The 21,710-nt window shown below is 66.7% G+C and carries 20 protein-coding genes and 2 tRNA genes; 8 read left to right on the top strand and 14 right to left on the bottom strand.

What is annotated here, in order from left to right:
• The 5 genes from QRN26_RS03400 to pknB all read left to right on the top strand — a co-directional run bounded on the left by QRN26_RS03400 (position 1) and on the right by pknB (position 7,642).
• Complete coding sequence (locus tag QRN26_RS03400; protein WP_285035265.1) at positions 1 to 1,245, top strand: Stp1/IreP family PP2C-type Ser/Thr phosphatase; 1,245 nt, start codon at positions 1 to 3, stop codon at positions 1,243 to 1,245.
• A complete protein-coding gene (locus QRN26_RS03395) occupies positions 1,235 to 2,632 on the top strand; it encodes an FtsW/RodA/SpoVE family cell cycle protein (RefSeq protein WP_056780493.1) in 1,398 nt (465 codons plus the stop codon). The genes QRN26_RS03400 and QRN26_RS03395 overlap by 11 nt, the downstream gene beginning before the upstream one ends.
• Positions 2,629 to 4,104, top strand: a complete 1,476-nt coding sequence (locus QRN26_RS03390) for a peptidoglycan D,D-transpeptidase FtsI family protein (protein WP_285035263.1) — start codon at positions 2,629 to 2,631, stop codon at positions 4,102 to 4,104. The genes QRN26_RS03395 and QRN26_RS03390 overlap by 4 nt, the downstream gene beginning before the upstream one ends.
• Positions 4,101 to 5,846 carry a protein kinase domain-containing protein gene (locus QRN26_RS03385; protein WP_056010185.1) on the top strand — a complete coding sequence of 582 codons (1,746 nt, stop codon included), beginning with the start codon at positions 4,101 to 4,103 and terminating at the stop codon, positions 5,844 to 5,846. The genes QRN26_RS03390 and QRN26_RS03385 overlap by 4 nt, the downstream gene beginning before the upstream one ends.
• A 104-nt stretch (positions 5,847 to 5,950) precedes the next feature.
• Entirely contained in the window at positions 5,951 to 7,642 is a 1,692-nt protein-coding gene (gene pknB / locus QRN26_RS03380; RefSeq protein ID WP_285035260.1) for a Stk1 family PASTA domain-containing Ser/Thr kinase, read from the top strand.
• 192 nt (positions 7,643 to 7,834) lie between these two features.
• Here the strand turns inward: pknB and QRN26_RS03375 are convergent, their stop codons facing one another.
• Genes QRN26_RS03375 through QRN26_RS03365 form a run of 3 tightly spaced genes read right to left on the bottom strand, consistent with a single transcriptional unit; the run spans position 7,835 to position 9,470 of the window.
• A complete protein-coding gene (locus tag QRN26_RS03375; RefSeq protein ID WP_285035258.1) occupies positions 7,835 to 8,503 on the bottom strand; it encodes an anthranilate synthase component II in 669 nt (222 codons plus the stop codon).
• Positions 8,500 to 8,661, bottom strand: a complete 162-nt coding sequence (locus QRN26_RS03370; RefSeq protein WP_164488336.1) for a hypothetical protein — start codon at positions 8,659 to 8,661, stop codon at positions 8,500 to 8,502. The genes QRN26_RS03375 and QRN26_RS03370 overlap by 4 nt, the downstream gene beginning before the upstream one ends.
• Before the next feature lie 2 nt (positions 8,662 to 8,663).
• On the bottom strand, positions 8,664 to 9,470 hold the full coding sequence (locus QRN26_RS03365; protein WP_285035256.1) for a class E sortase: 807 nt from the start codon (positions 9,468 to 9,470) through the stop codon (positions 8,664 to 8,666).
• Between the two features lie 78 nt (positions 9,471 to 9,548).
• Between QRN26_RS03365 and QRN26_RS03360 the strand changes: the two genes are divergently transcribed.
• The gene (locus QRN26_RS03360; RefSeq protein WP_056010191.1) at positions 9,549 to 9,794 is read left to right on the top strand and encodes a cell division protein CrgA; all 246 of its coding nucleotides are present in this window, start codon (positions 9,549 to 9,551) and stop codon (positions 9,792 to 9,794) included.
• 409 nt (positions 9,795 to 10,203) lie between these two features.
• Here QRN26_RS03360 and QRN26_RS03355 read toward each other — a convergent pair whose 3' ends face one another.
• Both QRN26_RS03355 and QRN26_RS03350 read right to left on the bottom strand, forming a co-directional pair.
• Positions 10,204 to 10,896: a rhomboid family intramembrane serine protease gene (locus QRN26_RS03355; RefSeq protein ID WP_235526791.1), complete on the bottom strand. Its 693-nt coding sequence runs from the start codon at positions 10,894 to 10,896 to the stop codon at positions 10,204 to 10,206.
• A gap of 165 nt (positions 10,897 to 11,061) precedes the next feature.
• Positions 11,062 to 11,619, bottom strand: coding sequence for a peptidylprolyl isomerase (locus QRN26_RS03350; protein ID WP_285035255.1), 558 nt, complete (start codon positions 11,617 to 11,619; stop codon positions 11,062 to 11,064).
• Between the two features lie 104 nt (positions 11,620 to 11,723).
• Between QRN26_RS03350 and QRN26_RS03345 the strand changes: the two genes are divergently transcribed.
• Positions 11,724 to 12,248, top strand: coding sequence for a hypothetical protein (locus QRN26_RS03345; RefSeq protein WP_056010197.1), 525 nt, complete (start codon positions 11,724 to 11,726; stop codon positions 12,246 to 12,248).
• Positions 12,249 to 12,336: 88 nt separating this feature from the next.
• On the opposite strand, the gene QRN26_RS03340 is transcribed toward QRN26_RS03345, so the two are convergent.
• Positions 12,337 to 12,759, bottom strand: coding sequence for an NUDIX hydrolase (locus QRN26_RS03340; protein ID WP_056010199.1), 423 nt, complete (start codon positions 12,757 to 12,759; stop codon positions 12,337 to 12,339).
• Positions 12,760 to 12,845: 86 nt separating this feature from the next.
• Here QRN26_RS03340 and QRN26_RS03335 point away from each other — a divergent pair, with 86 nt between their 5' ends.
• Positions 12,846 to 13,262 (top strand): hypothetical protein, encoded by a 417-nt coding sequence (locus QRN26_RS03335; RefSeq protein ID WP_285035253.1) that lies wholly within the window; start codon positions 12,846 to 12,848, stop codon positions 13,260 to 13,262.
• 91 nt (positions 13,263 to 13,353) lie between these two features.
• Here the strand turns inward: QRN26_RS03335 and QRN26_RS03330 are convergent.
• The 8 genes from QRN26_RS03330 to gnd form a co-directional block, all read right to left on the bottom strand.
• Positions 13,354 to 13,426, bottom strand: a tRNA-Ala gene (locus tag QRN26_RS03330).
• 56 nt (positions 13,427 to 13,482) lie between these two features.
• Positions 13,483 to 13,556: transfer RNA gene (locus QRN26_RS03325), tRNA-Ile, on the bottom strand.
• A gap of 74 nt (positions 13,557 to 13,630) precedes the next feature.
• On the bottom strand, positions 13,631 to 14,038 hold the full coding sequence (locus QRN26_RS03320; protein WP_056010202.1) for a DUF3566 domain-containing protein: 408 nt from the start codon (positions 14,036 to 14,038) through the stop codon (positions 13,631 to 13,633).
• Positions 14,028 to 16,652: a DNA gyrase subunit A gene (gene gyrA / locus QRN26_RS03315; RefSeq protein ID WP_285035251.1), complete on the bottom strand. Its 2,625-nt coding sequence runs from the start codon at positions 16,650 to 16,652 to the stop codon at positions 14,028 to 14,030. The genes QRN26_RS03320 and gyrA overlap by 11 nt, the downstream gene beginning before the upstream one ends.
• Positions 16,653 to 16,775: 123 nt before the next feature.
• The gene (gene gyrB, locus QRN26_RS03310; RefSeq protein ID WP_056010206.1) at positions 16,776 to 18,785 is read right to left on the bottom strand and encodes a DNA topoisomerase (ATP-hydrolyzing) subunit B; all 2,010 of its coding nucleotides are present in this window, start codon (positions 18,783 to 18,785) and stop codon (positions 16,776 to 16,778) included.
• 122 nt (positions 18,786 to 18,907) lie between these two features.
• Positions 18,908 to 19,432, bottom strand: a complete 525-nt coding sequence (locus QRN26_RS03305) for a DciA family protein (protein ID WP_056010208.1) — start codon at positions 19,430 to 19,432, stop codon at positions 18,908 to 18,910.
• Positions 19,425 to 20,654 carry a DNA replication/repair protein RecF gene (recF, locus tag QRN26_RS03300; protein WP_285035247.1) on the bottom strand — a complete coding sequence of 410 codons (1,230 nt, stop codon included), beginning with the start codon at positions 20,652 to 20,654 and terminating at the stop codon, positions 19,425 to 19,427. Before recF ends, QRN26_RS03305 begins: the two co-directional genes overlap by 8 nt.
• A gap of 157 nt (positions 20,655 to 20,811) precedes the next feature.
• Positions 20,812 to 21,702, bottom strand: a complete 891-nt coding sequence (gnd, locus tag QRN26_RS03295; protein WP_056010210.1) for a phosphogluconate dehydrogenase (NAD(+)-dependent, decarboxylating) — start codon at positions 21,700 to 21,702, stop codon at positions 20,812 to 20,814.
• Between the last annotated feature and the right edge of the window lie 8 nt (positions 21,703 to 21,710).

The following is a 21,710-nucleotide window of genomic DNA, read 5'->3' as shown; positions in this document are numbered from 1 at the left end:
GTGACGACCAGCGGCGCCGGCGCGGCGCTCTCCCATGTGGGTAAAGTGCGCTCAAACAACCAGGACTCCGGGTATTCCGGGCGTCACCTGTTCGTCGTCGCCGACGGCATGGGTGGCCACGCCGGAGGCGACGTCGCCTCCGCGATGGCGCTGAACCGCATCATCGAAGCCGACGAGCCGTATCCCTCGTCGGAGGCGGCCGAGGCGACGCTGCAGGCGGCCATCCTCGCGGCCAACTCCATCCTCGGCGAGACGGTCTCGAAGCATCGGGAGCTCACGGGCATGGGCACCACGGTGTCCGCCCTCGCGGTCATCGGCAACGAGGTCGCCATCGCCCACATCGGCGACTCCCGCATCTACCTGTTCCGCGAGGGCGAGCTCAGCCAGATCACGGTCGACCACACCTTCGTCCAGCGCCTCGTCGACTCCGGCCGGATCACGGCGGAGGAGGCGATGGTGCACCCGCGCCGATCCGTGCTCATGCGCGTCCTCGGCGACGTCGACGCCTCGCCCGAGATCGACACGATGACGCTCGGCACGCAGCCAGGCGACCGCTGGATCCTCTGCTCCGACGGCCTCTCCGGCGTCGTCGACGAGACGCACATCGCGGCCACGCTGACGGAGGAGTTGTCGGCGCAGCGGACGGCCGAGAAGCTCGTCCGACAGAGCCTCGACCGCGGCGCACCCGACAACGTGACGGTCGTCGTCGTCGACATCGTCGACCAGCCGGTCGGCGACGCCGATCCCGTCGTCGTCGGTTCCGCCTCGAAGCCCGTCGCCTTCGCGCTCACCCCCTCGGTGAAGAAGCCGTCGCTCATCCCGAACAGCTGGCTGCACCCGGGGCGGGTCACCTCGCTCGGCAACTCCCACTTCGAGCCGGCGTCGGAGGACTACCTCGACGAGCTGATCGAGGAGGACGAGCGCCGTGCGCGGCGCCGCCGCATCACCTGGCTCGTCGGACTCATCGTCGTCATCGTCGCGATCGTCGGCGGCGTCGTGCTCGGCTACGCCTGGACCCAGACGCGCTACTTCGTCGGCGGCGACACCGACACGGTCGTCATCTACCAGGGCATCCAGCAGGACGTCGGGCCGATCCAGCTGTCGAGTGTCAAGGAGGACACGGGCATCCCGCTCGGTTCGCTCTCCGACTTCGATCGGCAGGCCGTCGACCAGACCATCAGCGCGTCCTCGTTCTCCGAGGCCCTCGACATCGTCAAACGTCTGCGGGTGACCGATGACCAGTGACGTCGCAGCCCCGATCCAGGCCGACACCGGCGTCATCAAGACGATGCGTCGGCTCCGGCTCCCGAAGAAGCTCCGCAACCTCGAGCTGGCACTCCTCATCTTCGCCTTCGCGATCAACGCGGTCGCCGTCATGCTCGTGCAGCTCGGCGCGCTCGGTCATCTCGACTTCGCCCTGATCACCTTCGGCTCGGGGCTGTCGCTCCTCGTCCTCGCGTTCCACATCGTGCTCCGCTACACCGCAGCCGAGGCCGACCCGTTCCTCCTGCCGATCGCCACCGTCCTCGGCGGGATCGGCATCGCGGAGATCTACCGGATCGACATCGCCCTCGGCGACGCCGGCTGGGAGAGCGCGGCCGTCCGGCAGATGGTGTGGAGCGCGATCGCCATCGGCGGGGCCATCGCGGTCGTCCTCATCATCCGGAACCACCGCATCCTCTTCAAGTACACCTACGTCGCCGGCCTCTTCGCCTTCGTCCTCCTCCTGCTGCCCCTGCTCCCGGGCATCGGCCGGGAGGTCAACGGTGCGCGCGTCTGGATCGGGATCGGTGACGCGGTCACCTTCCAGCCCGGTGAGATCGCGAAGATCGCCCTCGCCGTCTTCTTCGCCGGCTACCTCGTCCGCACCCGCGACAGCCTGTCGATGGTGGGCAAGAAGTTCCTCGGTGTCCAGTTCCCGCGGCTGCGCGACCTCGGCCCGATCCTCGTGGTCTGGGCGATGGCGATGGGCGTGATCGTCTTCCAGCGCGACCTCGGAACGGGTCTGCTCTACTTCGGCATGTTCCTCGTCATGCTGTACGTCGCCACGAGCCGCGCCAGCTGGATCATCATCGGCCTCACCATGTTCTTCGCCGGCGCGTTCATCGCCGGCCAGACGCTGTCCTACGTCGCCGGTCGGTTCCACAACTGGTGGGACGCCTTCAACCCGGAGGTCTTCGACCGCGACGGCGGCAGCTACCAGCTCGTCCAGGGGATCTTCGGCCTCGCCCACGGCGGGCTGCTCGGCACCGGTCTCGGCCAGGGCATGCCGGAGATCACGCCGGTCCCGCAGAGCGACTACATCATCGCCAGCCTCGGTGAGGAGCTCGGTCTCGCCGGTCTGTTCGCCATCTTCGCGCTGTACCTGCTGCTCGTCTCCCGGGGATTCCGGGTCGGTTACGCGGGCACCGACGACTTCGGCAAGCTGCTCTCGATCGGCCTCGCGTTCACGGTCGCCCTGCAGGTCTTCGTCGTCGTCGGCGGCGTGACGCGGATCATCCCGCTCACCGGTCTCACGACGCCGTTCCTGGCCGCCGGTGGATCGTCCCTCGTCGCGAACTGGATCATCATCGCCGTGCTGCTGCGCATCTCCGACACGGTCCGAACCCAACCCAAGGCGGTGGTCTCGTGAATCGTGAACTCAAGCGGGTGAGCATCGTCGTCCTGGCGATGTTCCTGGCCCTGTTCGGGTCGACGACCATCATCCAGATGTTCCAGGCCGACACCCTCAACGCGGACGGCCGCAACACGCGCACGCTGTACGACAGCTACCGCACGGAACGCGGTCCCATCCTCCTCTCGGACGGCACCGCGATCGCCTCATCGGTCGCGAGCGACGACGAGTACAAGTACCAGCGGGTGTACGCGAACGGGCCGTTGTACGCACCCGTCACCGGCTACTTCTCACCGACGCAGGGGTCCTCCGGGCTCGAGCTCGCCACCAACGACTACCTGAGCGGCACGTCGAACTCGCAGTTCCTCGACTCCATCAACCGGCTCATCTCCGGGCAGGCGCCCAAGGGCGCCGCCGTCGAGGTCACGCTCGACCCCGTCGTGCAGCAGGCCGCGTTCGACGCCCTCGGCGACCAAGAGGGAGCGATCGTCGCGATCGAACCGAAGACCGGCAAGATCCTCGCGTCCGTGTCGAGCCCCGGCTACGACCCGAACGTGCTCGCGAGCCACGACAACGCCGCCGTCCTCGACGCCTACCGCGCCCTCGACGACGACGACCGTCAGCCGCTGTTGAACAAGGGCGTCGACGGCGACCTCGATCCGCCCGGGTCCACGTTCAAGCTCGTCACCGCGGCGGCCGCGTTCGCCTCCGGCCAGTACACGCCGGAGTCGGAGTTCCCGAACCCGTCGACGTACACCCTCCCCGGCACGAGCACCGTGATCCGGAACTCGGAGGGCGGCAGCTGCGGCGGTGGGGCGACCGTCTCCATCGCGACGGCCGTCCAGCTCAGCTGCAACATCCCGCTGGCCGAGCTCGGTGTCGAGCTCGGGTACGAGAAGATCCGCGACATGGCGCAGAGCTTCGGCTTCAACATGGACGTGAACATCACGGGCACCGGCCTCAACCCCATGCCGATGCAGCCGAGCACGTTCCCCAACGCGCTGAGCGACGACCAGACCGCCATGGCCGCCTTCGGGCAGTACACGGTCCGGGCCTCGGCGCTCCAGATGGCCATGGTCTCCGCGGGTATCGCGAACGGCGGTGTCGTCTGCAACCCGCAGCTCGTCAACCGCGTCGTGAACCCGGATCTGAGCGTGCTGAAGGAGTTCGAACCGGCGCAGTTGTCGCAGCCGATCACGAGCGACGTGGCCAAGGAGATCACGGACATCATGGTCCAGGGCGTCCAGAGCGGTGCTGCGACTAATGCAAGAATAGATGGGGTCGATGTGGCTGGAAAGACAGGCACGGCGCAGAACGGATCGGACGATCCGTACACGCTGTGGTTCACCGGTTTCGCGCCCGCGGACGACCCCAAGGTCGCCGTGGCGGTCGTTGTTGAAGATGGCGGTGGACTCGGACAGGACGGTTACGGCAACCTCGTGGCCGCGCCGATCGCGAAGAAAGTACTAGAGGCGGTGCTGAATAAATGAGACCGACAGCCGGGCTGACCTTCGGGGGTCGCTACGAACTGCAATCTCGTATTGCGATCGGTGGAATGGGCGAGGTGTGGCAGGCCACTGACCTCGTCATCGGCCGGACCATCGCCATCAAGATCCTCAAGGACGAGTACATGGGGGACCCCGGGTTCCTCGAGCGCTTCCGTGCCGAGGCTCGGCACGCCGCCCTGGTGAATCACGAGGGCATCGCCAACGTCTTCGACTACGGCGAGGAGGACGGCAGCGCCTTCCTCGTCATGGAGCTCGTCCCCGGCGAGGCGCTCTCGACCGTCCTCGAGCGCGAGCGCGTGCTCCCCACCGACAAGGTGCTCGACATCGTCGCGCAGACCTCGTCGGCACTGCAGGCCGCGCATGCCGCCGGCCTCGTCCACCGCGACATCAAGCCGGGCAACCTGCTCATCACGCCCGACGGCCGCGTCAAGATCACCGACTTCGGCATCGCCCGCATCGCCGACCAGGTGCCGCTCACCGCGACCGGTCAGGTCATGGGAACGGTCCAGTACCTCTCGCCGGAGCAGGCGAGCGGGCACCCGGCGTCGCCGTCGACCGACATCTACTCGCTCGGCATCGTCGCGTACGAGTGCCTGGCCGGACGTCGTCCGTTCACGGGCGAGTCGCAGGTCGCCATCGCGATGGCCCAGATCAACGAGGCCCCGCCGGAGCTCCCGGTCACGATCGCCGAGCCGGTCCGCCGTTTCGTCATGTCGATGATCGCCAAGAACCCGGTCGATCGTCCCGCGTCCTCCGCGCACGTCGCCCGGGCCGCCCAGGCCCTCCGCCGTGGCGACCTCAACGCTGCGGCCGCAGCCGTCCCGATGATCCTCGGTGGAGCCGGCGAAGCCGCGACCACCGTGATGGACCAGACGCGCCGCATGCCGGCCGCCGACGACGCCACCACGCAGCTGCTGTCGGCCGCGGAGGCCGAGCAGTTCGAGGACGACGCAGCGGTCGAGGGCGAGAAGAAGAAGCGCAGCAAGTGGACCTGGCCGCTCATCGGTCTCGTCGCGCTCCTCGTCATCGTGCTGGTGGGTTCGCTCATCGCGGTGTTCGCGAACCAGGGGAACGATGCCGGCGGGACCACGCCGTCGGCGACCGCCAGCTCCGCCACCCCGACGAAGACCAAGACCCCGACGCCGACACCCACCCCGACGCCGACCGTCTTCCCGATCAACCTGAGCGACCTCCAGGGCCGGTCCTTCGAAGAGCTCAACACGATCTTCAGTGCCCCGCCCTACAACTTCAGCGTCTCGAAGAACGTCGGCAACCCGGCGACGTCTCCCGAGCAGGTCGACACCGTCTACGACGTGAACCCCACGGGCAACGTCAAGACCGGTTCGGCCATCACGCTGACCGTCTACGACGAGGTCGCCGTCATCGACCCGCCGACCGAGGCGCCGAAGCTCGACCAGTCCTCGCTCGACGACGGATCGCTCGTCATCCCGAAGGACGCCACCTCGACCACGATCAAGGTGGACTGGCTCGCGCTGCAGAACGCCTGCCCGACCGGTGCGGACTTCCTCGGTTACACCGTCGCCGTCTCCGGTGGGTACTTCCAGAACAACTCCTCCGGGCAGTTCGACGCGAACACCACCACCGGCACCATCACGGTCGACGCCGTGGGGCAGCTGACGGTGTCGTACGCGGTCCGATGCAGCACCGGCACCTCGTCCGGATCGCCGTCGTCGACCGCGGTCAACGTCATCAAGGAACAGTAGGCCGATGCCTCCGCGAGTGCTCTCAGGGTCATCCCTGAGAGCGCTCGAAGGGCGCGCGAGTAAGCTGTTAGTGTTTGTCCTCCAAGCGAATTCAGGGGTGGTACGTGGCTGACGATCAACGCCTGCTCGCAGGTCGATACGTCGTCGGCGACCTCATCGGTCGCGGAGGCATGTCCAACGTCTTCCGTGGCGTGGACACCAAGCTCGGGCGCACCGTCGCCATCAAAGTCCTGAAGTCGACGCTCGCCACCGACCCGGCCTTCCGGTCCCGCTTCCGCCAGGAGGCACAGGCAGCTTCGCGCATGGCGCACCCCACGATCGTCCGCGTGTACGACGCCGGCGAGGAGCGCGTGAAGGACGGCTCCGGCCACGATCTCATCGAGCCCTTCATCGTCATGGAGTACGTCGAAGGCCGTATGCTCAAGGACCTCATCGCCGAGGGCCCGGTCGCCTCAGAGGAGGCGGTGCGGATCGCGCACAGCATCCTCACCGCGCTCGAGTACTCGCATCGCGCCGGTGTCGTCCACCGCGACATCAAGCCGGGCAACGTCATGATCACGACGGCCGGCGACGTCAAGGTCACCGACTTCGGCATCGCGCGCGCCGTCTCCGACTCATCGACCACCGTCGCTCAGACCACCGCCATCCTCGGTACCGCCGCCTACTTCTCCCCGGAGCAGGCCAAGGGCGAGACGGTCGACGCACGGACGGACCTCTACTCGACCGGTGTCGTGCTCTTCGAGATGCTGACGGGCAAGGCGCCGTTCCGCGGCGACACCGCTGTCGCCGTGGCCTACCAGCACGTCAGCGAGCGACCGGTGAAGCCGAGCTCGATCAACCCGAAGGTGTCTCCTGCCCTCGACCAGGTGGTGCTCCGCGGCCTCGCGAAGGACCGCTTCGAGCGCTATCAGAGCGCGGTCGAGTTCCGCGAGGACCTCGACGAGGCCGGCGCCGGTCATGTCCCCGTCCGTCGCGACGACCACGACTCCCTGTTCGGCCCCTCGCCGACGGCCGCTTCGAGCACCGAACAGGCGATCCGCCAGCTCACCTCCGACGACACGGTCACGCGCACCCAGCGTCGGCCACCGGTCGTGTGGATCTGGGCTGCGGTCGCCGGTATCGCGGTCATCCTCTTCTCGCTGGTGTTCTGGGTCGTGCAACTCCCGCCGGCCACCAGCATCTCCACCGACTCCCGTGAGGTCCCCGATCTCGTCGATGCCACGTGGGAGAGTGCCAACAGCACGATCGAGCAGCTCGAGCTCGTGCCCACGAAGTTCGACGAGGCCAGCAGCGACTACGAGGCCGGGCACGTGATCCGCACCGATCCGCCGAGCGGCACGACGGTCACGAAGAACACGCAGATCAAGGTCTACGTCTCCACCGGCCGTGTGCAGGTCGAGATCCCGGACGTCACCAACCAGTCGTCAGAGGCCGCCTGGGCCGCCATCGCCGCCGCAGGGCTCACCCAGGGCTCCGTGACGCGCGAGAACTCGCCGACCGTGCCGGCAGGTGTGGTGCTCCGGATGGATCCCGCAGCGGGGACCTCGGTCGATCAGGGCTCCGCGGTGAACCTCGTCGTGTCGAGCGGGAACGTGACCCTGACGGACGTCGTCGGCCAGCCGCTCGTCGATGCGACCAACTACCTGCAGGACTCGACGAGGCAGTTCGTCGTGCAGCCGCAGGCGGACGCGACCTGCAAGGCCGTCGCCGGCGATCCGGTGAAGGCGATGTCACCTGGCCCGGGAGACGTCCCGCAGAAGTCCGTCATCACCCTGACGTACTGCACCGGCCCGTAGGCCTCCTCGACCCCTGAGCCACCTGCCCGTCCCTGAGCTGCACCCCCGGCACCTGAGCCGCACCCCGCGGTCCCTGAGCTTGTCGAAGGGCCCGTCCCTCAGCGAACCCCGGCCCCTGAGTCCCGGTCCCTGAGAGAACCCCCGCTCCCTGAGCCTGTCGAAGGGCCGTAGCCCGGCAACCGGCCTCAGCCCTCAGCGAACCCCGGTCCCTGAGCTTGTCGAAGGGCCTCGCTGCATGAGTGGGCTGAGTCCCGCCGCGCGCTGTCGAGCTCCCTGCAGTCCGGCCGTCTCGAGCCAGTTCGCCAGGAGACGGTAGCCCCCTTCGGACAAGACCGATTCCGGATGGAACTGGACGCCGTGGATGGGCACCTCGCGGTGTCGGAGCCCCATGATGACGCCGCCGACCGTCCGACTGGTGACCTCGAGGTCTTCGGGGACGGTGCCGTCGACGACGGCGAGCGAGTGGTAGCGGGTGGCGTTGAAGGGGTGGGGGACGCCCTCGTAGAGCATGCTGCCGTTGTGTTCGATCGACGAGGTCTGGCCGTGCATGAGTTCCTCGGCGGCGCCGACGGTTGCGCCGTACGCTTCGGCGATCGCCTGGTGACCGAGGCACACGCCCAGGAGTGGCGTGCCGGTGGTGTGCGCAGCCCGCACAGCGGCGACGGAGATCCCTGCGTCCGCAGGGCGTCCTGGTCCAGGTGAGACGAGGACGCCGTCCATCTCACGGATGCGGCCTTCGAGGTCGTCGACGTCGATCCCGTCGTTCCGGACGACGGTGGTCTCAGCACCCAGCTGCTCGACGTATCCGATCAGCGTGTAGACGAAGCTGTCGTAGTTGTCGATGACCAGGATGCGGGTCATTCCTCGCCGACGGTCACGTTCTGATCGACGATGAACGAGTCGACATAGGGGAAGACCCAGGTGAAGAGCGCGGCCACCACGGCCACGAACAGCACGATGAGGATGATAATCCTCAGCCACACGGGTCCGGGGAGGACCCTCCAGAGTGCGCCGTACATCGTCAGCCTCCTGCGGCCGCGACGGACGCGGCGATCTCGGCGGGCGGTCCGGCGGACAGTGGCTGCCAGGACTCGTACACCGCGTAAGCGATACTGCGTTCCGCCGTCGAGTAGAGCGGGTTGCAGGTGGTCAAGGTGAGGATGCGCTGTGTGGGCGCGACGCCGTCCAACTGGGGAACCGGGTTCAGCACCTCGACCTGGGTGGGCAGGACGTAGGTGATGTTCCGGAAAACGTAGGTGTAGTAGCCGTCTGCGGTCTGCACGTAGACGCGGTCGCCGATCTGCAGGTCGCTGATCAGCGTCATCGCGCCGCCGTAGGCCTTGCGGTGTCCGGCGACCACGAAGTTGCCGACCTCACCCGGCATCTGCGTGCTGGGGTAGTGACCGACGCCGAGGTCGAAGCTGTTGAGGACGGTCGCCGTGTCGACGCCCTCGGCGACGACGCGACGGTAGTCCGCTCCGTACCGGGGCACGTAGAGCACGGCGAAGGGATCGCCGGGGGCCGGGCGAGCCGTCACCGGCGGTTCGCCGTAGTTGGGGGCGCCGCTCGCATCGACGGTCGGCTCCGGCGCCGGCTCCGTCTCGGCGTTCGCGATCCACTGCTGTGACTGGCTGGATGCGGCGTTCGCCTGGCTGCCGGCCATGATCATGTCGTTCCACCAGAGCTGCCAAGCCAGGAACAGCAGGACGACCATGCCTGCCGTGATGAGGAGTTCTCCCGCGACGCCGAAGACGCTGATGCGGTGCTTCGCCGGGGCGCGGCGCTCGGAGGCGCGTGCGCTCGCTCGCGAGGGAAGGTCGTCTGTCACCCATGGATTCTACCCAGAAGAACCTCGGTTCAGCTGATCCTCAAGGCAGCGATTGAGCTGAACAGGTAGAATGTCGGCATGGCACGCACGAAGGCACGCACCAAACCGTCCCGCGAACCCGAGCAGAGGAGCGGCGAGCCCGCACCGAACGCCGTCTGGTTCAAGCCGGTCATGTTCGGGTTCATGCTCCTCGGCCTCGCCTGGATCGTCGTCTACTACCTGAGCGGCACGCTGCTGCCGGTGCAGTCCCTCGGGCCGTGGAACATCCTCGTCGGCTTCGGCATCGCCTTCATCGGGTTCCTCATGACCACCAGGTGGCGCTAGCCCCACCCCAATACTTCGTGCACAGCGGGTCGTCCTTCGGACGGCCCGCTGTTTCGTGCGCGGAGCACCTAGCCGGCCAAGTTCTCCACAGGAATGTGGAGAACTTCCCGGTTATCCACACCGCGCTGTGGAGAACTCCACAGGCCCGCGGAAACACGGGGAATGACAACCGTGTAATTATCCCCAGTGTTCATAACTCTGTGGATAACTCCTCGAAGCTTCAACGTGGGCTGCATGGTTGAACCTTCGTGGGCTCGGCGCACACGAACGCTCCGACGGCCCCGACCGATGGACGCGAAGCGAGTGTGGTTCGGGATCGCCGACGAGGCCAGGTCGGCAGCCCCGACCAGGTCACCGAGCTGGACCCGGTCACCGAGCCGGACCCGGTCACCGAGCCTGTCGAGGTGCGTCAGACCAGCGCGGGGACCAGGCTCGCGCCGACCAAGGCGAGGCTCACGGCGCCGATGAGGACCACCTGGAGGGGCTGCTGCGTGCGCTTCCGGGTATTGACGAGGATGAGGCCGATGAGGGCGCCACCGACGAGGCCGCCCAGGTGGGCCTGCCACGCGATGTTCACACCCGGGATGAACCCGATCACGAGGTTGATGCCGAGGAGCACCAGGAGCCCGCGGGTGTCCGCGCCCATCCGGCGTTGGATGACGAGGAACGCGCCGAGGAGGCCGAAGATGGCTCCCGATGCACCGACGACGGCGGTCTGCGGGGCGGAGAGGAACAACACGCCGAGGGAGCCCGCGAACCCGGCGACGAGGTACAGCGCGAGGAAGCGCCAGTGGCCGAGCATGGTCTCGAGGATCCGGCCGAAGATCCAGAGCGTGTACATGTTCAGCAGGATGTGGAAGATGAACCCCTGCGAGTGCACGAAGACCGCGGTCAGCATCCGCCAGGGCTGGAAGGCGCCGTAGGCGGGATCCGAGTACACGCCGGCGTACAGCAGGGCGTTGGTGACGCCGAGCCCGGGAATCCATTGCAGGAGGAACACGAACGCCGTCACGGCGATGATCGCGTAGGTGACGATCGGGGAGGAGTTGCTGATCCTCGCGCCGATCCGGTTGCGCGGGGCACTCTGGCGTTGCGCCTTCATGTCCTCGGGGCAGATGAAACCGACTGCCCCGGGCGTCTGGCATTCGCCGCAGATCGTCCTACCGCAGCGCTGGCAGAGCACGAAGCTCTGACGGTCTGGGTGGCGATAGCAGACGTTGGCCGACGGATCCCGGGGCAGGGTCACGGTCTGTCCTCCGAGTCGGGTCTACGCCTCGGAAATGGTGACGCTCTGCAGGACGACCGGCTCGATCGGCTTGTCGCCGGCACCGGTCGGGACTGTCTGGATGGCGTCGACGACGGCGCGGGAGTCGGCGTCGGCGACCTCACCGAAGATGGTGTGCTTGCCCTGGAGCCACTGCGTCGGAACGGTGGTGATGAAGAACTGCGAGCCGTTGGTGCCTTCGACGGCACCGGTGATCGCGTTGCGGCGCTTGCCGGCGTTCGCCATGGCGAGGATGTAGGGCTCGTCGAAAGTGAGCTCCGGGTGGATCTCGTCGTCGAAGTTGTAGCCCGGGCCGCCGGTGCCGGTGCCGAGCGGGTCGCCGCCCTGGATCATGAAGGCGGGGATGATGCGGTGGAAGATGAGGTCGCTGTACAGCGCGTCGTTCCGGGTCTGGCCCGTCTTCGAGTCCGTCCACTCGCGCCCGCCGGTCGCCAGGTCGGTGAAGTTCTTGACCGTCTTGGGAGCGTGGTCTCCGAAGAGGTTGACCTTGATCTCACCGTGGTTGGTGTGCAACGTGGCGACTGCGGTGTGCTTTGACATACAGACAATTCTTGCACAAGGGTTCGGGACTCTCGGATGGTATCCAGGGGTCTAAGTGGCAAGATGGAGGTTACGTTGTTGCCGCGATCATTGGAGATGACCACATGAGCCTGTCACGCAAGCGCCGGAAAGAGCTCAAGAAGCTCAAGGGTTCCGCTGCCGACCTCTGGGACTCCCAGCAGGATGTACTCAACCACGCCAACGAGGTCGCTCGTGAGGTGAGCCGTCAGCTCGGGAACTTCTCGAAGGAGCAGGTGGCGCCTGTCGTCCGCGACACCTACGAGCACCGCGTCGTCCCCACGGTCGACCGCGGTATCAAGTACTCGCGGAACGCCGTCGACGGCGTGAAGCACGGCATCTCGCACGGCGTCGTCCCCGCTGTCGGTGGCGTCGTCGGCACGGTGTTGAGCATCGGCGACATCGCGAAGGACACGCGCGTGCAGTCGGCGCTGCGTCGCCTCCACGTCCCCGAGCAGGTGCTGCCCGCCAAGAAGGGTGCCGGCGCCGGTACCGTCATCGCGATCGGCTTGGGCGTCCTCGCCGCGGCCGGTGTCGCGTACGCCGTCTGGCAGACGTTCCGTGCCGACGACGAGCTCTGGGTCTCCGACGAGGAGCCCGCGGCTTCCTGAGTTCGCTTCGCACGACGCAGCCCCTCGCCGGTTCCGACCGGGGAGGGGCTTCGTGTTGTGCGGGCCGCGTGTGCCGCGGTCGCTTGCCTCAGATGAGGCCGGCGAAGCGTCGGCCGACGTCGACGAGGCTGACGCGGTCGAGCGAGCCGACCTCCTCGAGCGGGTACCACGCTGCATAGTCGGTGCTGCCATCGGCCTCATAGGTCAGGGTGCCGCCGGTGAGGTGCGCCCGGTACACGATCCGCAGGGTGTGGAGCGGCCCGGTGGCCGTCGAGCTGAGGCGACGCTCAGCGGGCACGACCTGCGAGTCGACGCCGATCAGCTCGTCGAGCTCTGCGTGGTACCCGGTCTCCTCGAACACCTCGCGCACGGCCGCGTCGGCCGGGTCTTCACCGGGGTCGATCCCGCCGCCTGGAAGTGTCCAGCCGCTGTGGCCGCTCTCGTTCCAGTGGGAGAGCAGCATGCCCCGTTCGTCGACGATGACGGCATATGCAGCGACGCGGATGTCCATGCCGCCAGCTTAACCGCCGTCGCTCGGGGAACGGGCAACGCTGCTACCGTCGAGTCTCCGGCGGGGGCCGGCGAGACGGGGGCACCATGCAAGGGACGAGACGCCGACGGGCTTGGACGGCGGCCGTCCTCATCGCCGTGGCGCTGGTGCTGGACGTCTCTTTGCATCTCTACCCGCTTCGGCTCCTGATCCTGGATTTCGGACGCTCCGAGAGTGCCGCCGTTCCGTCGACCGAGGCGATGCGGTTCCCACACGGCACCACGCTGATGAGCGTGCGGAGCGAATGCGCCAACGGCGGGTGCTGGTCGCTCTTCACCGTGAGACCCCCAGCGGGAGCTGAGCGGACAGCCTTCGAGAACACCTACCTCGTCGACCGCGGCCGGCTGGACGGCACCCTCTGGGACCCACGGCCGATCACCGTGTCAGCGGAAGAGTTCGGCGACGACGTGTGGGTCGTGCGTGGCGACTACTGGACCGATTGGTCGTGGCGGCCGAGCGAGTGACACATCGTAGACGGCGATGTAGCGGTGCTCGCGAGCTGCTTGCTCGAACAAGAACAGCCCCCGTCGAGTGACGGAGGCTGCTTCTCGATTGTGGAGCCTGGGAGAATCGAACTCCCGACATCCTGCTTGCAAAGCAGGCGCTCTACCAACTGAGCTAAGGCCCCGAACAGATCCGGACACGAGATCCTGATCCATCGAGTGTGTTGCGTGTCGTGCAGGGTGGGGCTACCAGGACTTGAACCTGGGACCTCTTCGTTATCAGCGAAGCGCTCTAACCGCCTGAGCTATAGCCCCGTTTTGAACCTTGATGAGACTACCCGATTCCCAGCGCAACTCATAATCGAGCGACGCTGGGACCGGGAGGAAGGTCAGTTGTTGGTGAACCCGACGAGGAGACCACCCGTGATCTTCACGCTGAGGTTGTAGAGCCCCGCGAGCAGGGCTCCCATCAGCGTGATGACGATCAGGTTGAGCAGCGCCACGATGCCGGCGAAGGCCATGACCTGCGGCAGGTTGACGTACTGGAGGATGTTGTTCCCGGGACCGGCGATGTCGGTGAAGAGCCCGCCCACCTTCGTGAAGACACCCGTGGTGTTGAGCACGGTGTACACCAGGAAGAAGAACACCACGATGACCACGGCGACCGCGATCGCCGCCAGGAACGACAGCTTCACCGCCGACCAGAAGTCGATGTACACCAGCTTGAGGCGCACCTGCTTGGTGCTGGTGCGTTTGGTCGACTTCTTGGCCAACTTCTCTGCGACGCTACTGCTCATCTACTTCTTCCTTCATCGCCGGAGTCTCGTCCGGCACGGATGCTTCGGGTTCTGCACCCTCCAGAGCCGCTGCGTCTGCAACCGTCTCCGGAACATCCTGGGTCTCAAGGTTTCGGTCACTGTTCTTGGCCAGCGCGATGATTCGGTCGCTCTCCGCGAAACGTGCGAAGACGACGCCCATCGTGTCGCGCCCCTTCGCTGGAACTTCGGCCACGGCAGACCTTACCACCTTGCCACTGGCGAGAACCACAAGGACCTCGTCGCCCTCATCCACGATCAGGGCGCCGGCGAGCGTGCCTCGATCGTCGTTCAGCTTGGCCACCTTGATGCCCAGACCACCGCGGTTCTGACCGCGGTACTGGTCGATGTTGGTCCGCTTGGCGAACCCGCCTTCGGTGACGACGAACACGAACGCTTCCCGTTCCTCGCCCTCGAGGGAGGGCAGGACCGAGGCGGACAAGAGCTTGTCCTCGTCGCGGAAGTGCATCCCGATGACGCCGCTGGCGGCACGTCCCATCGGTCGCAGCGTCTCGTCGCTCGCGGTGAACCGGATCGACATGCCCTTGCGGGAGACGAGCAGGATGTCACTGTCGTTCTCCACGAGGAGGGCCGAGGTGAGCTCGTCGCCCTCGCGCAGGTTGATCGCGATGATGCCGCCGGAGCGGTTCGTGTCGTACTCCGAGAGAGCCGTCTTCTTGACGAGACCGTCGTGCGTCGCGAGGACGAGGTAGGTGGCCGCCTCGTAGTCGCGGATGTCGAGGATCTCGGCTATCTCCTCGTCGGGCTGCATGGCGAGCAGGTTCGCGACGTGCTGGCCCTTCGCGTCGCGGCCGGCCTCCTGCAGCTCGTACGCCTTCGCGCGGTACACACGACCCTTGGTGGTGAAGAAGAGGAGCCAGTGGTGCGTCGTCGTGACGAAGAAGTGGTCGACCACGTCGTCCGCGCGCAGCTGGGCACCCTTCACGCCCTTGCCGCCGCGGTGCTGCTGACGGTAGTTGTCGCTCCGCGTCCGCTTGATGTATCCGCCGCGGGTGACGGTGATGACCATCTCCTCCTCGGGAATGAGGTCTTCCATGTTCATGTCGCCGTCGAAGCCGAACATGATCTCGGTGCGACGGTCGTCACCGTACCGGTCGACGATCGCGGTGAGCTCCTCGCTGACGATCTGACGCTGGCGCTCGGGCTTCGCGAGGATGTCCTTGAGGTCGGCGATCTGCGCCTCGATCTCGGCAGCCTCGTCGATGATCTTCTGACGTTCCAGCGCTGCGAGCCGACGCAGCTGCATGTCGAGGATGGCGCTGGCCTGGAGCTCGTCGATCTCGAGGAGGTCCATCAGGCCGGTCCGCGCCTCGTCGGCCGACGGCGAACGACGGATGAGGGCGATGACCTCGTCCAAGGCGTCGAGCGCCTTGAGGTATCCACGGAGGATGTGCGCGCGCTCCTCCTTCTTCCGCAGGCGGAACACCGTACGGCGGACGATGACCTCGACCTGGTGGGTGACCCAGTTGGTGATGAAGCCGTCGAGCGGCAGGGTGCGCGGGATGCCGTCGACGATCGCGAGCATGTTCGCACCGAAGTTGTCCTGCAGCGGCGTGTGCTTGTAGAGGTTGTTGAGGACGACCTTCGCGACCGCGTCGCGCTTGAGCACGATCACGAGCCGCTGGCCGGTGCGGCCGGAGGTCTCGTCGCGGATGTCGGCGACGCCGCCGAGGCGACCCTCCTTGACGAGGTCGGCGATCTTCAGCGCCAGGTTGTCGGGGTTCACCTGGTACGGCAGCTCGGTGACGACCAGGCAGGTACGACCCTGGATCTCCTCGACGTTCACGACGGCGCGCATCGTGATGGAGCCGCGGCCCGTCCGATACGCGTCCTGGATGCCCTTGATGCCGAGGATCTGGGCACCGGTGGGGAAGTCCGGTCCCTTGATGCGCTGCATGAGCGCCTCGAGGAGCTCCTCACGGCTGGCGTCGGGGTTCGACAGGTGCCACAGGGCGCCGTCGGCGACCTCGCGCAGGTTGTGCGGCGGGATGTTGGTGGCCATGCCGACCGCGATACCGACGGAACCGTTGACGAGCAGGTTCGGGAACCGCGCCGGCAGGACGACCGGCTCCTGCGATTCGCCGTCGTAGTTCGGCTGGAAGTCGACGGTCTCCTCGTCGATGTCGCGCACCATCTCCATCGCGAGCGGCGCCATCTTCGTCTCGGTGTACCGAGGGGCTGCAGCGCCGTCGTTACCGGGCGAACCGAAGTTGCCCTGGCCGAGCGCGAGCGGGTAGCGGAGGCTCCACGGCTGGACGAGACGCACCAGGGCGTCGTAGATCGCGGTGTCGCCGTGGGGGTGGAACTGGCCCATGACGTCGCCGACCACGCGCGCGCACTTGGAGAAGGAGCGGTCGGGACGGTATCCGCCGTCGTACATCGCGTAGATGACCCGGCGGTGGACGGGCTTCAGGCCGTCGCGGACGTCAGGGAGCGCACGGCCGACGATGACACTCATCGCGTAGTCGAGGTAGCTGCGCTGCATCTCGAGCTGGAGGTCGACCTGGTCGATGCGGCCGTGTACGCCGTGGTCCTCGTCGGGGACCTCTACCTCGTCGTTGGTTTCGTCTGCCATGTTCTCTACGTTCTCTCGATCCTTGAGCGGTTCGAGTGTTGATCAGTGTCGTTGCGCGGTGACAGGGTTCTGGTCCCGGTCCCTGAGCCCGCCGAAGGGCGGTCCCTGAGCCTGTCGAAGGGTCTAGATGTCGAGGAAGCGGACGTCTTTCGCGTTCTTCTGGATGAAGGTACGGCGGGACTCGACGTCTTCACCCATGAGGGTGGAGAAGATCTCGTCGGCAGCCGCGGCGTCGTCGAGCGTGACCTGGAGGAGCGTCCGCGTCTGCGGGTCCATCGTGGTCTCCCACAGCTCCTTGTAGTTCATCTCGCCGAGACCCTTGTAGCGCTGGATCCCGTTCTCCTTCGGGATGCGCTTGCCGGAGGCGACCCCGTCGGTGAGGAGGGCGTCGCGTTCGCGGTCGCTGTACACGTACTGGTGATCGGCGTTCGACCACTTCAGGCGGTAGAGCGGCGGCTGCGCGAGGTACACGTACCCGAGGTCGACCAGCGGTCGCATGTACCGGAACAGCAGGGTCAGCAGCAGGGTGGTGATGTGCTGGCCGTCGACGTCGGCATCGGCCATGAGCACGATCTTGTGGTACCGCACCTTGTCGGGGTTGAAGTCCTCGCCGATGCCGGCGCCGAACGCCGTGATCATCGCCTGGACCTCGTTGTTCGCCAGTGCGCGGTCGAGGCGCGCCTTCTCGACGTTCAGGATCTTGCCGCGGAGCGGGAGGATCGCCTGCGTCTCGGGGTTGCGACCTTGGACAGCGGAGCCGCCTGCGGAGTCACCCTCGACGATGAAGATCTCGGAGAGCGAGGGGTCCTTCGACTGGCAGTCCTTGAGCTTGCCGGGCATGCCGCCGCCCTCGAGGAGTCCCTTGCGTCGGGCCGTCTCCCGGGCCTTGCGAGCCGCGAGGCGGGCGGTCGCCGCCTGGAGCGCCTTCCGGATGATCTCCTTCGCCTGGTTCGGGTTGCGGTCGAACCAGTCGTTGAGCTGCTCGCTCACGACCTTCTGCACGAAGGCCTTCGCCTCGGTGTTGCCGAGCTTCGTCTTCGTCTGGCCCTCGAACTGCGGCTCGGACAGCTTGACGGAGATGACCGCGGTGAGACCCTCGCGGACGTCGTCGCCGGAGAGGTTGTCGTCCTTCTCCTTGAGTATGCCCTTCTCGCGGGCATAGCGGTTCACGAGCGTGGTGAGCGCCGCGCGGAAGCCCTCCTCGTGCGTCCCACCCTCGTGCGTGTTGATCGTGTTCGCGTAGGTGTGGACGCTCTCGTTGTACGCCGTGGTCCACTGCATCGCGACCTCGAGCGCGATCTTGCGCTCGGTGTTCTCCGACTCGAAGGAGATGATCTCGTCGTGGACGAGCTCGGCACGCTTCGCCTTGTTCAGGTACTCGACGTAGTCCTCGAGACCGCGCTCGTAGAAGAAGACGTCCTTCCGCTGTGAGTGCGCAGCCGAGTTGTCGTCGGCGTCCTCGGCCTCGATCGCGTCGCGCAAGGGTCGCTCGTCGGCGAGTTCGATGCGGAGACCCTTGTTGAGGAAGGCCATCTGCTGGAAACGCGTGCGGAGCGTCTCGTAGTCGAACTCGGTGGTCTCGAACGTGTCCGGGCTCGGCCAGAAGGTGATCGTGGTGCCGGTCTCCGAGGAGGGCTCGCCTTGCTCGAGCGGCGCGTCCGGCACACCGTGCTGGAAGCTCTGACGCCAGACCGACCCCTGTCGGCGGACCTCGACCGAGAGGCGGGTGGACAGTGCGTTCACGACGGACGAACCGACACCGTGCAGACCGCCGGAGACCGCGTAGCCGCTGCCGCCGAACTTGCCGCCGGCGTGGAGGATCGTGAGGACGACCTCGACCGTGGACTTCTTCTCGACCGGGTGGATGTCCACCGGGATGCCTCGACCGTTGTCGACGACGCGGACGCCACCGTCCTCGAGGATGGTCACGAGGATCGTGTCGCAGTAGCCGGCGAGGGCTTCGTCCACGGAGTTGTCGACGATCTCGTAGACCAGGTGGTGCAGACCACGTGGACCGGTGGACCCGATGTACATACCGGGCCGCTTCCGGACGGCTTCGAGACCTTCGAGAACCTGGATGGCACTTGCGCCGTAGTCAGACTCGTCGGCGTGCGTATTCGGTTCTGATGTCATTGAAAAGAGAGCTCCAAACCGTCGAGATTCGACCGTTCCATCCTACCAAACAGAGCTCGTCAGGCCGCGAGAAAACGCCCGTTTGAGACAGGTTTCCGAGCCTGGAGGGCGTATTTGCCTCCCTAGCCGTAAGTATCGCGTGGACCACGCCCTGGAATCGACCTGGGGCCTCTTTTCCAGGAGGGTGCTCCGGGGCCTTGAAAACGGATCGTGTCGACCCCGGCCTCCGGATACCGTTCGGCGATGCGGACGAGGATCTCGTGACGCATGTGGCGCAACTGCGTCGCCCAGGCCGTCGACTGGCACTGCACGAGCAGCACGCCGTCGGAGATCGACACCGGTTCGGAGTACCTGGCGGTGTCCTCGCCGCACAGCTCCGCCCAGTTGCCGAGGAGGTCGTGCTGTGCGAGTGGGGAGTTCCAGCCGAGGCCGGCGGTCAGCGAATCGATGACCGAGCCGAGCCCTTTCGGGTCGCGTCCGACGCCGTAGGGGACGGAGTCCTGCGGGCTGGCCGCCGAGCGTTCTCGCCGTTTGCGGTCGCGCGACACCCGCTCACCGCCGAAGATCTCCTTGAACCGGAGGTAGACCGCCGCGGACAGGTCTCCGGCCGGATCGGCGTCGCGACCGAGTCGTCTCGGCTCAGTCATGGGTCGACTCCGGAACCGGTGACACGACCGCCGGTGACGTCGCATCCTCGGTGTCGTCGACGATCCGACCGGCCTCGATGCGCACCACGTGGGCGGTGAACCGTTCCGGGACGTCGTCGAAGACCGCCGCCGTGATGATCACCTGGTCGTACTCGGCCACGGCCGCCGCCAACCGTTCGCGACGACGCGAATCGAGTTCCGCGAAGACGTCGTCGAGGATCAGCACCGGATCGCCGAGGGAGGAGTCCGCTCGGAGCAGCTCCGCGGAGGCCAGTTTCGCCGCGAGCGCGAACGACCAGGACTCGCCGTGACTGGCATAACCCTTCACCGGCAGCCCGTTGAGGCCGAAGAAGACGTCGTCGCGGTGGGGCCCGACGAGTGTCAGGCCGCGCTCGAGCTCGGCGGAACGACGGCTCGTCAAGGCCGCTCGGAACCGTTCAGCGATGAGGGCCGAGTCGACCGGCGCACCCGGTTCCGGGGTCTCCGTCGGATCCGCCACGACGGACTCGTCTTCGGCGTCCGTCCCGGAGATGCTGAGGACCGGCAACAGGACGGGCCGGTGATCGTCGCCGGCGACGGCTCGATACGCAGCTCGGAGCGGGCCACCGAGCATGGCGATGAGCTGCAACCGTTCCGCGATGATCTCGGTGCCGTACTGCACGAGTCGGTCGTCCCACAGGTCGAGCGTCGCCAACGGACCGGATTTCAGGCCCCGTGCGCGCGCCGATTTCAAGAGCGAGTTGCGCTGTTTCAGCGACCGGTCGTAGTCGGCCATGACGCCGGCGAGCCGCGGGATGCGCTGGACGAGCAACTGGTCGATGAACCGTCGTCGCGCGGACGGGTCGCCGCGGACGATCAGCAGGTCTTCCGGTGCGAACAGGACCGTCGAGACGTAGCGCGGCAGCTCGCGTGGCTTGATCTGCGAGCGGTTGACCTGGGCCCGGTTCGCCGAACCGCGGTTGAGCTGCACCTCCGCGAGGAGCTCGCGACCGTCGTGCACGATCCGAGCCCTGATGATCGCCGCATCAGCGCCGTGTCTGATGAGCGCCTGTTCGGAGGAGACCCGGTGCGAACCGAGACTGCTCAGGTAGCCGATCGCCTCGACGAGGTTGGTCTTGCCCTGACCGTTCCGCCCGACGAACAGATTGGGACCGGGTTCGAGCGCCACATCGACCACCGCGTAGTTGCGGTAGTCGGTGAGATTCAAGTGCCGCACGATCACCACGTCACCCTACCGTCTCGCCCCGACGCCGGCCTCCTGCGCGCTCGACGACACCGGCGGCACCGCCGACTGAACGGCGCACGGTGAACGAAAACGACCCTCCCGGCGAGCACACAGCCGCGGGAGGGTCGTTTCGTTCGCCAGGAGGCGACGTGAATCAGTCGTCGGCCTTCTTGACCGCGTGTCCGCCGAACTGGTTGCGGAGTGCCGCGACGGCCTTCATCGCCGGTGAGTCCTCCTGGCGCGAGACGAACCGCGCGAAGATCGACGCGGAGATCGTCGGGACGGGCACCGCGTTGGCGATGGCCTCCTCGATCGTCCAGCGACCCTCACCGGAGTCCTCGACGTACCCTTCGATCTGCTCGAAGTCCGGGTCCTCCTCGAGGGCGCGGACGAGGAGCTCGAGCAGCCAGGACCGCACGACGGTGCCGCGCTGCCAGGCCTTGAAGGTGCCCGGGACGTCCTTGATGATGTCCTCGCGCTTGTCGAGGAGCTCGAACCCCTCGGCGTACGCCTGCATGAGGGCGTACTCGATGCCGTTGTGGACCATCTTGGCGTAGTGGCCTGCGCCGACCTCGCCGACGTGGACGAAGCCCTCGTCGCGCGGGCCCTCAGGGCGAAGCGCGTCGAAGACCGGCATGACCCGCTCGACCTGCTCCTTGGAGCCGCCGACCATGAGGCCGTATCCGTTGTCGACACCCCAGACACCGCCCGAGACGCCGGCATCGATGTAGTCGATGCCCTTGGCGGAGAGCAGCTCGGCGTGCTTGAAGTCATCGGTGAACCGGCTGTTGCCGCCGTCGATGACGAGGTCGCCGGCTTCCAGCAGACCGTTGAGTTCCTCGACGACCGAGTCGGTGATCGCTCCCGCGGGAACCATCACCCAGACCGTGCGAGGTGCCGGGAGTGCAGCGACGAGGTCGCTGATGGTCGCGACATCCGTGACATCCGGGTTCCGGTCGAAACCGGTGACCTCGATGCCGTTCGCACGCAGACGCGTGCGCATGTTGTTGCCCATCTTGCCGAGACCGACGAGACCGATGTGCATGGTAAATC

The sequence above is a fragment of the Plantibacter sp. ME-Dv--P-095 genome, from assembly GCF_030209365.1.
Classification (GTDB): domain Bacteria; phylum Actinomycetota; class Actinomycetes; order Actinomycetales; family Microbacteriaceae; genus Plantibacter.
The sequence above is the reverse complement of the archived record's forward strand: the minus strand, read 5'-3'. Positions and strand labels throughout refer to the sequence as shown.

Coding starts and splice junctions, on each gene's coding strand:
- QRN26_RS03370 (WP_164488336.1), bottom strand. CDS start 8,661: ATGTACGGCGCACTCTGGAGGGTCCTCCCCGGACCCGTGTGGCTGAGG.
- QRN26_RS03375 (WP_285035258.1), bottom strand. CDS start 8,503: ATGACCCGCATCCTGGTCATCGACAACTACGACAGCTTCGTCTACACG.
- QRN26_RS03340 (WP_056010199.1), bottom strand. CDS start 12,759: ATGGACATCCGCGTCGCTGCATATGCCGTCATCGTCGACGAACGGGGC.
- QRN26_RS03385 (WP_056010185.1), top strand. CDS start 4,101: ATGAGACCGACAGCCGGGCTGACCTTCGGGGGTCGCTACGAACTGCAA.
- QRN26_RS03320 (WP_056010202.1), bottom strand. CDS start 14,038: ATGAGCAGTAGCGTCGCAGAGAAGTTGGCCAAGAAGTCGACCAAACGC.
- gnd (WP_056010210.1), bottom strand. CDS start 21,702: ATGCACATCGGTCTCGTCGGTCTCGGCAAGATGGGCAACAACATGCGC.
- QRN26_RS03360 (WP_056010191.1), top strand. CDS start 9,549: ATGGCACGCACGAAGGCACGCACCAAACCGTCCCGCGAACCCGAGCAG.
- QRN26_RS03350 (WP_285035255.1), bottom strand. CDS start 11,619: ATGTCAAAGCACACCGCAGTCGCCACGTTGCACACCAACCACGGTGAG.
- QRN26_RS03305 (WP_056010208.1), bottom strand. CDS start 19,432: ATGACTGAGCCGAGACGACTCGGTCGCGACGCCGATCCGGCCGGAGAC.
- QRN26_RS03355 (WP_235526791.1), bottom strand. CDS start 10,896: ATGAAGGCGCAACGCCAGAGTGCCCCGCGCAACCGGATCGGCGCGAGG.
- gyrA (WP_285035251.1), bottom strand. CDS start 16,652: ATGGCAGACGAAACCAACGACGAGGTAGAGGTCCCCGACGAGGACCAC.
- QRN26_RS03395 (WP_056780493.1), top strand. CDS start 1,235: ATGACCAGTGACGTCGCAGCCCCGATCCAGGCCGACACCGGCGTCATC.
- gyrB (WP_056010206.1), bottom strand. CDS start 18,785: ATGACATCAGAACCGAATACGCACGCCGACGAGTCTGACTACGGCGCA.
- QRN26_RS03335 (WP_285035253.1), top strand. CDS start 12,846: ATGCAAGGGACGAGACGCCGACGGGCTTGGACGGCGGCCGTCCTCATC.
- QRN26_RS03345 (WP_056010197.1), top strand. CDS start 11,724: ATGAGCCTGTCACGCAAGCGCCGGAAAGAGCTCAAGAAGCTCAAGGGT.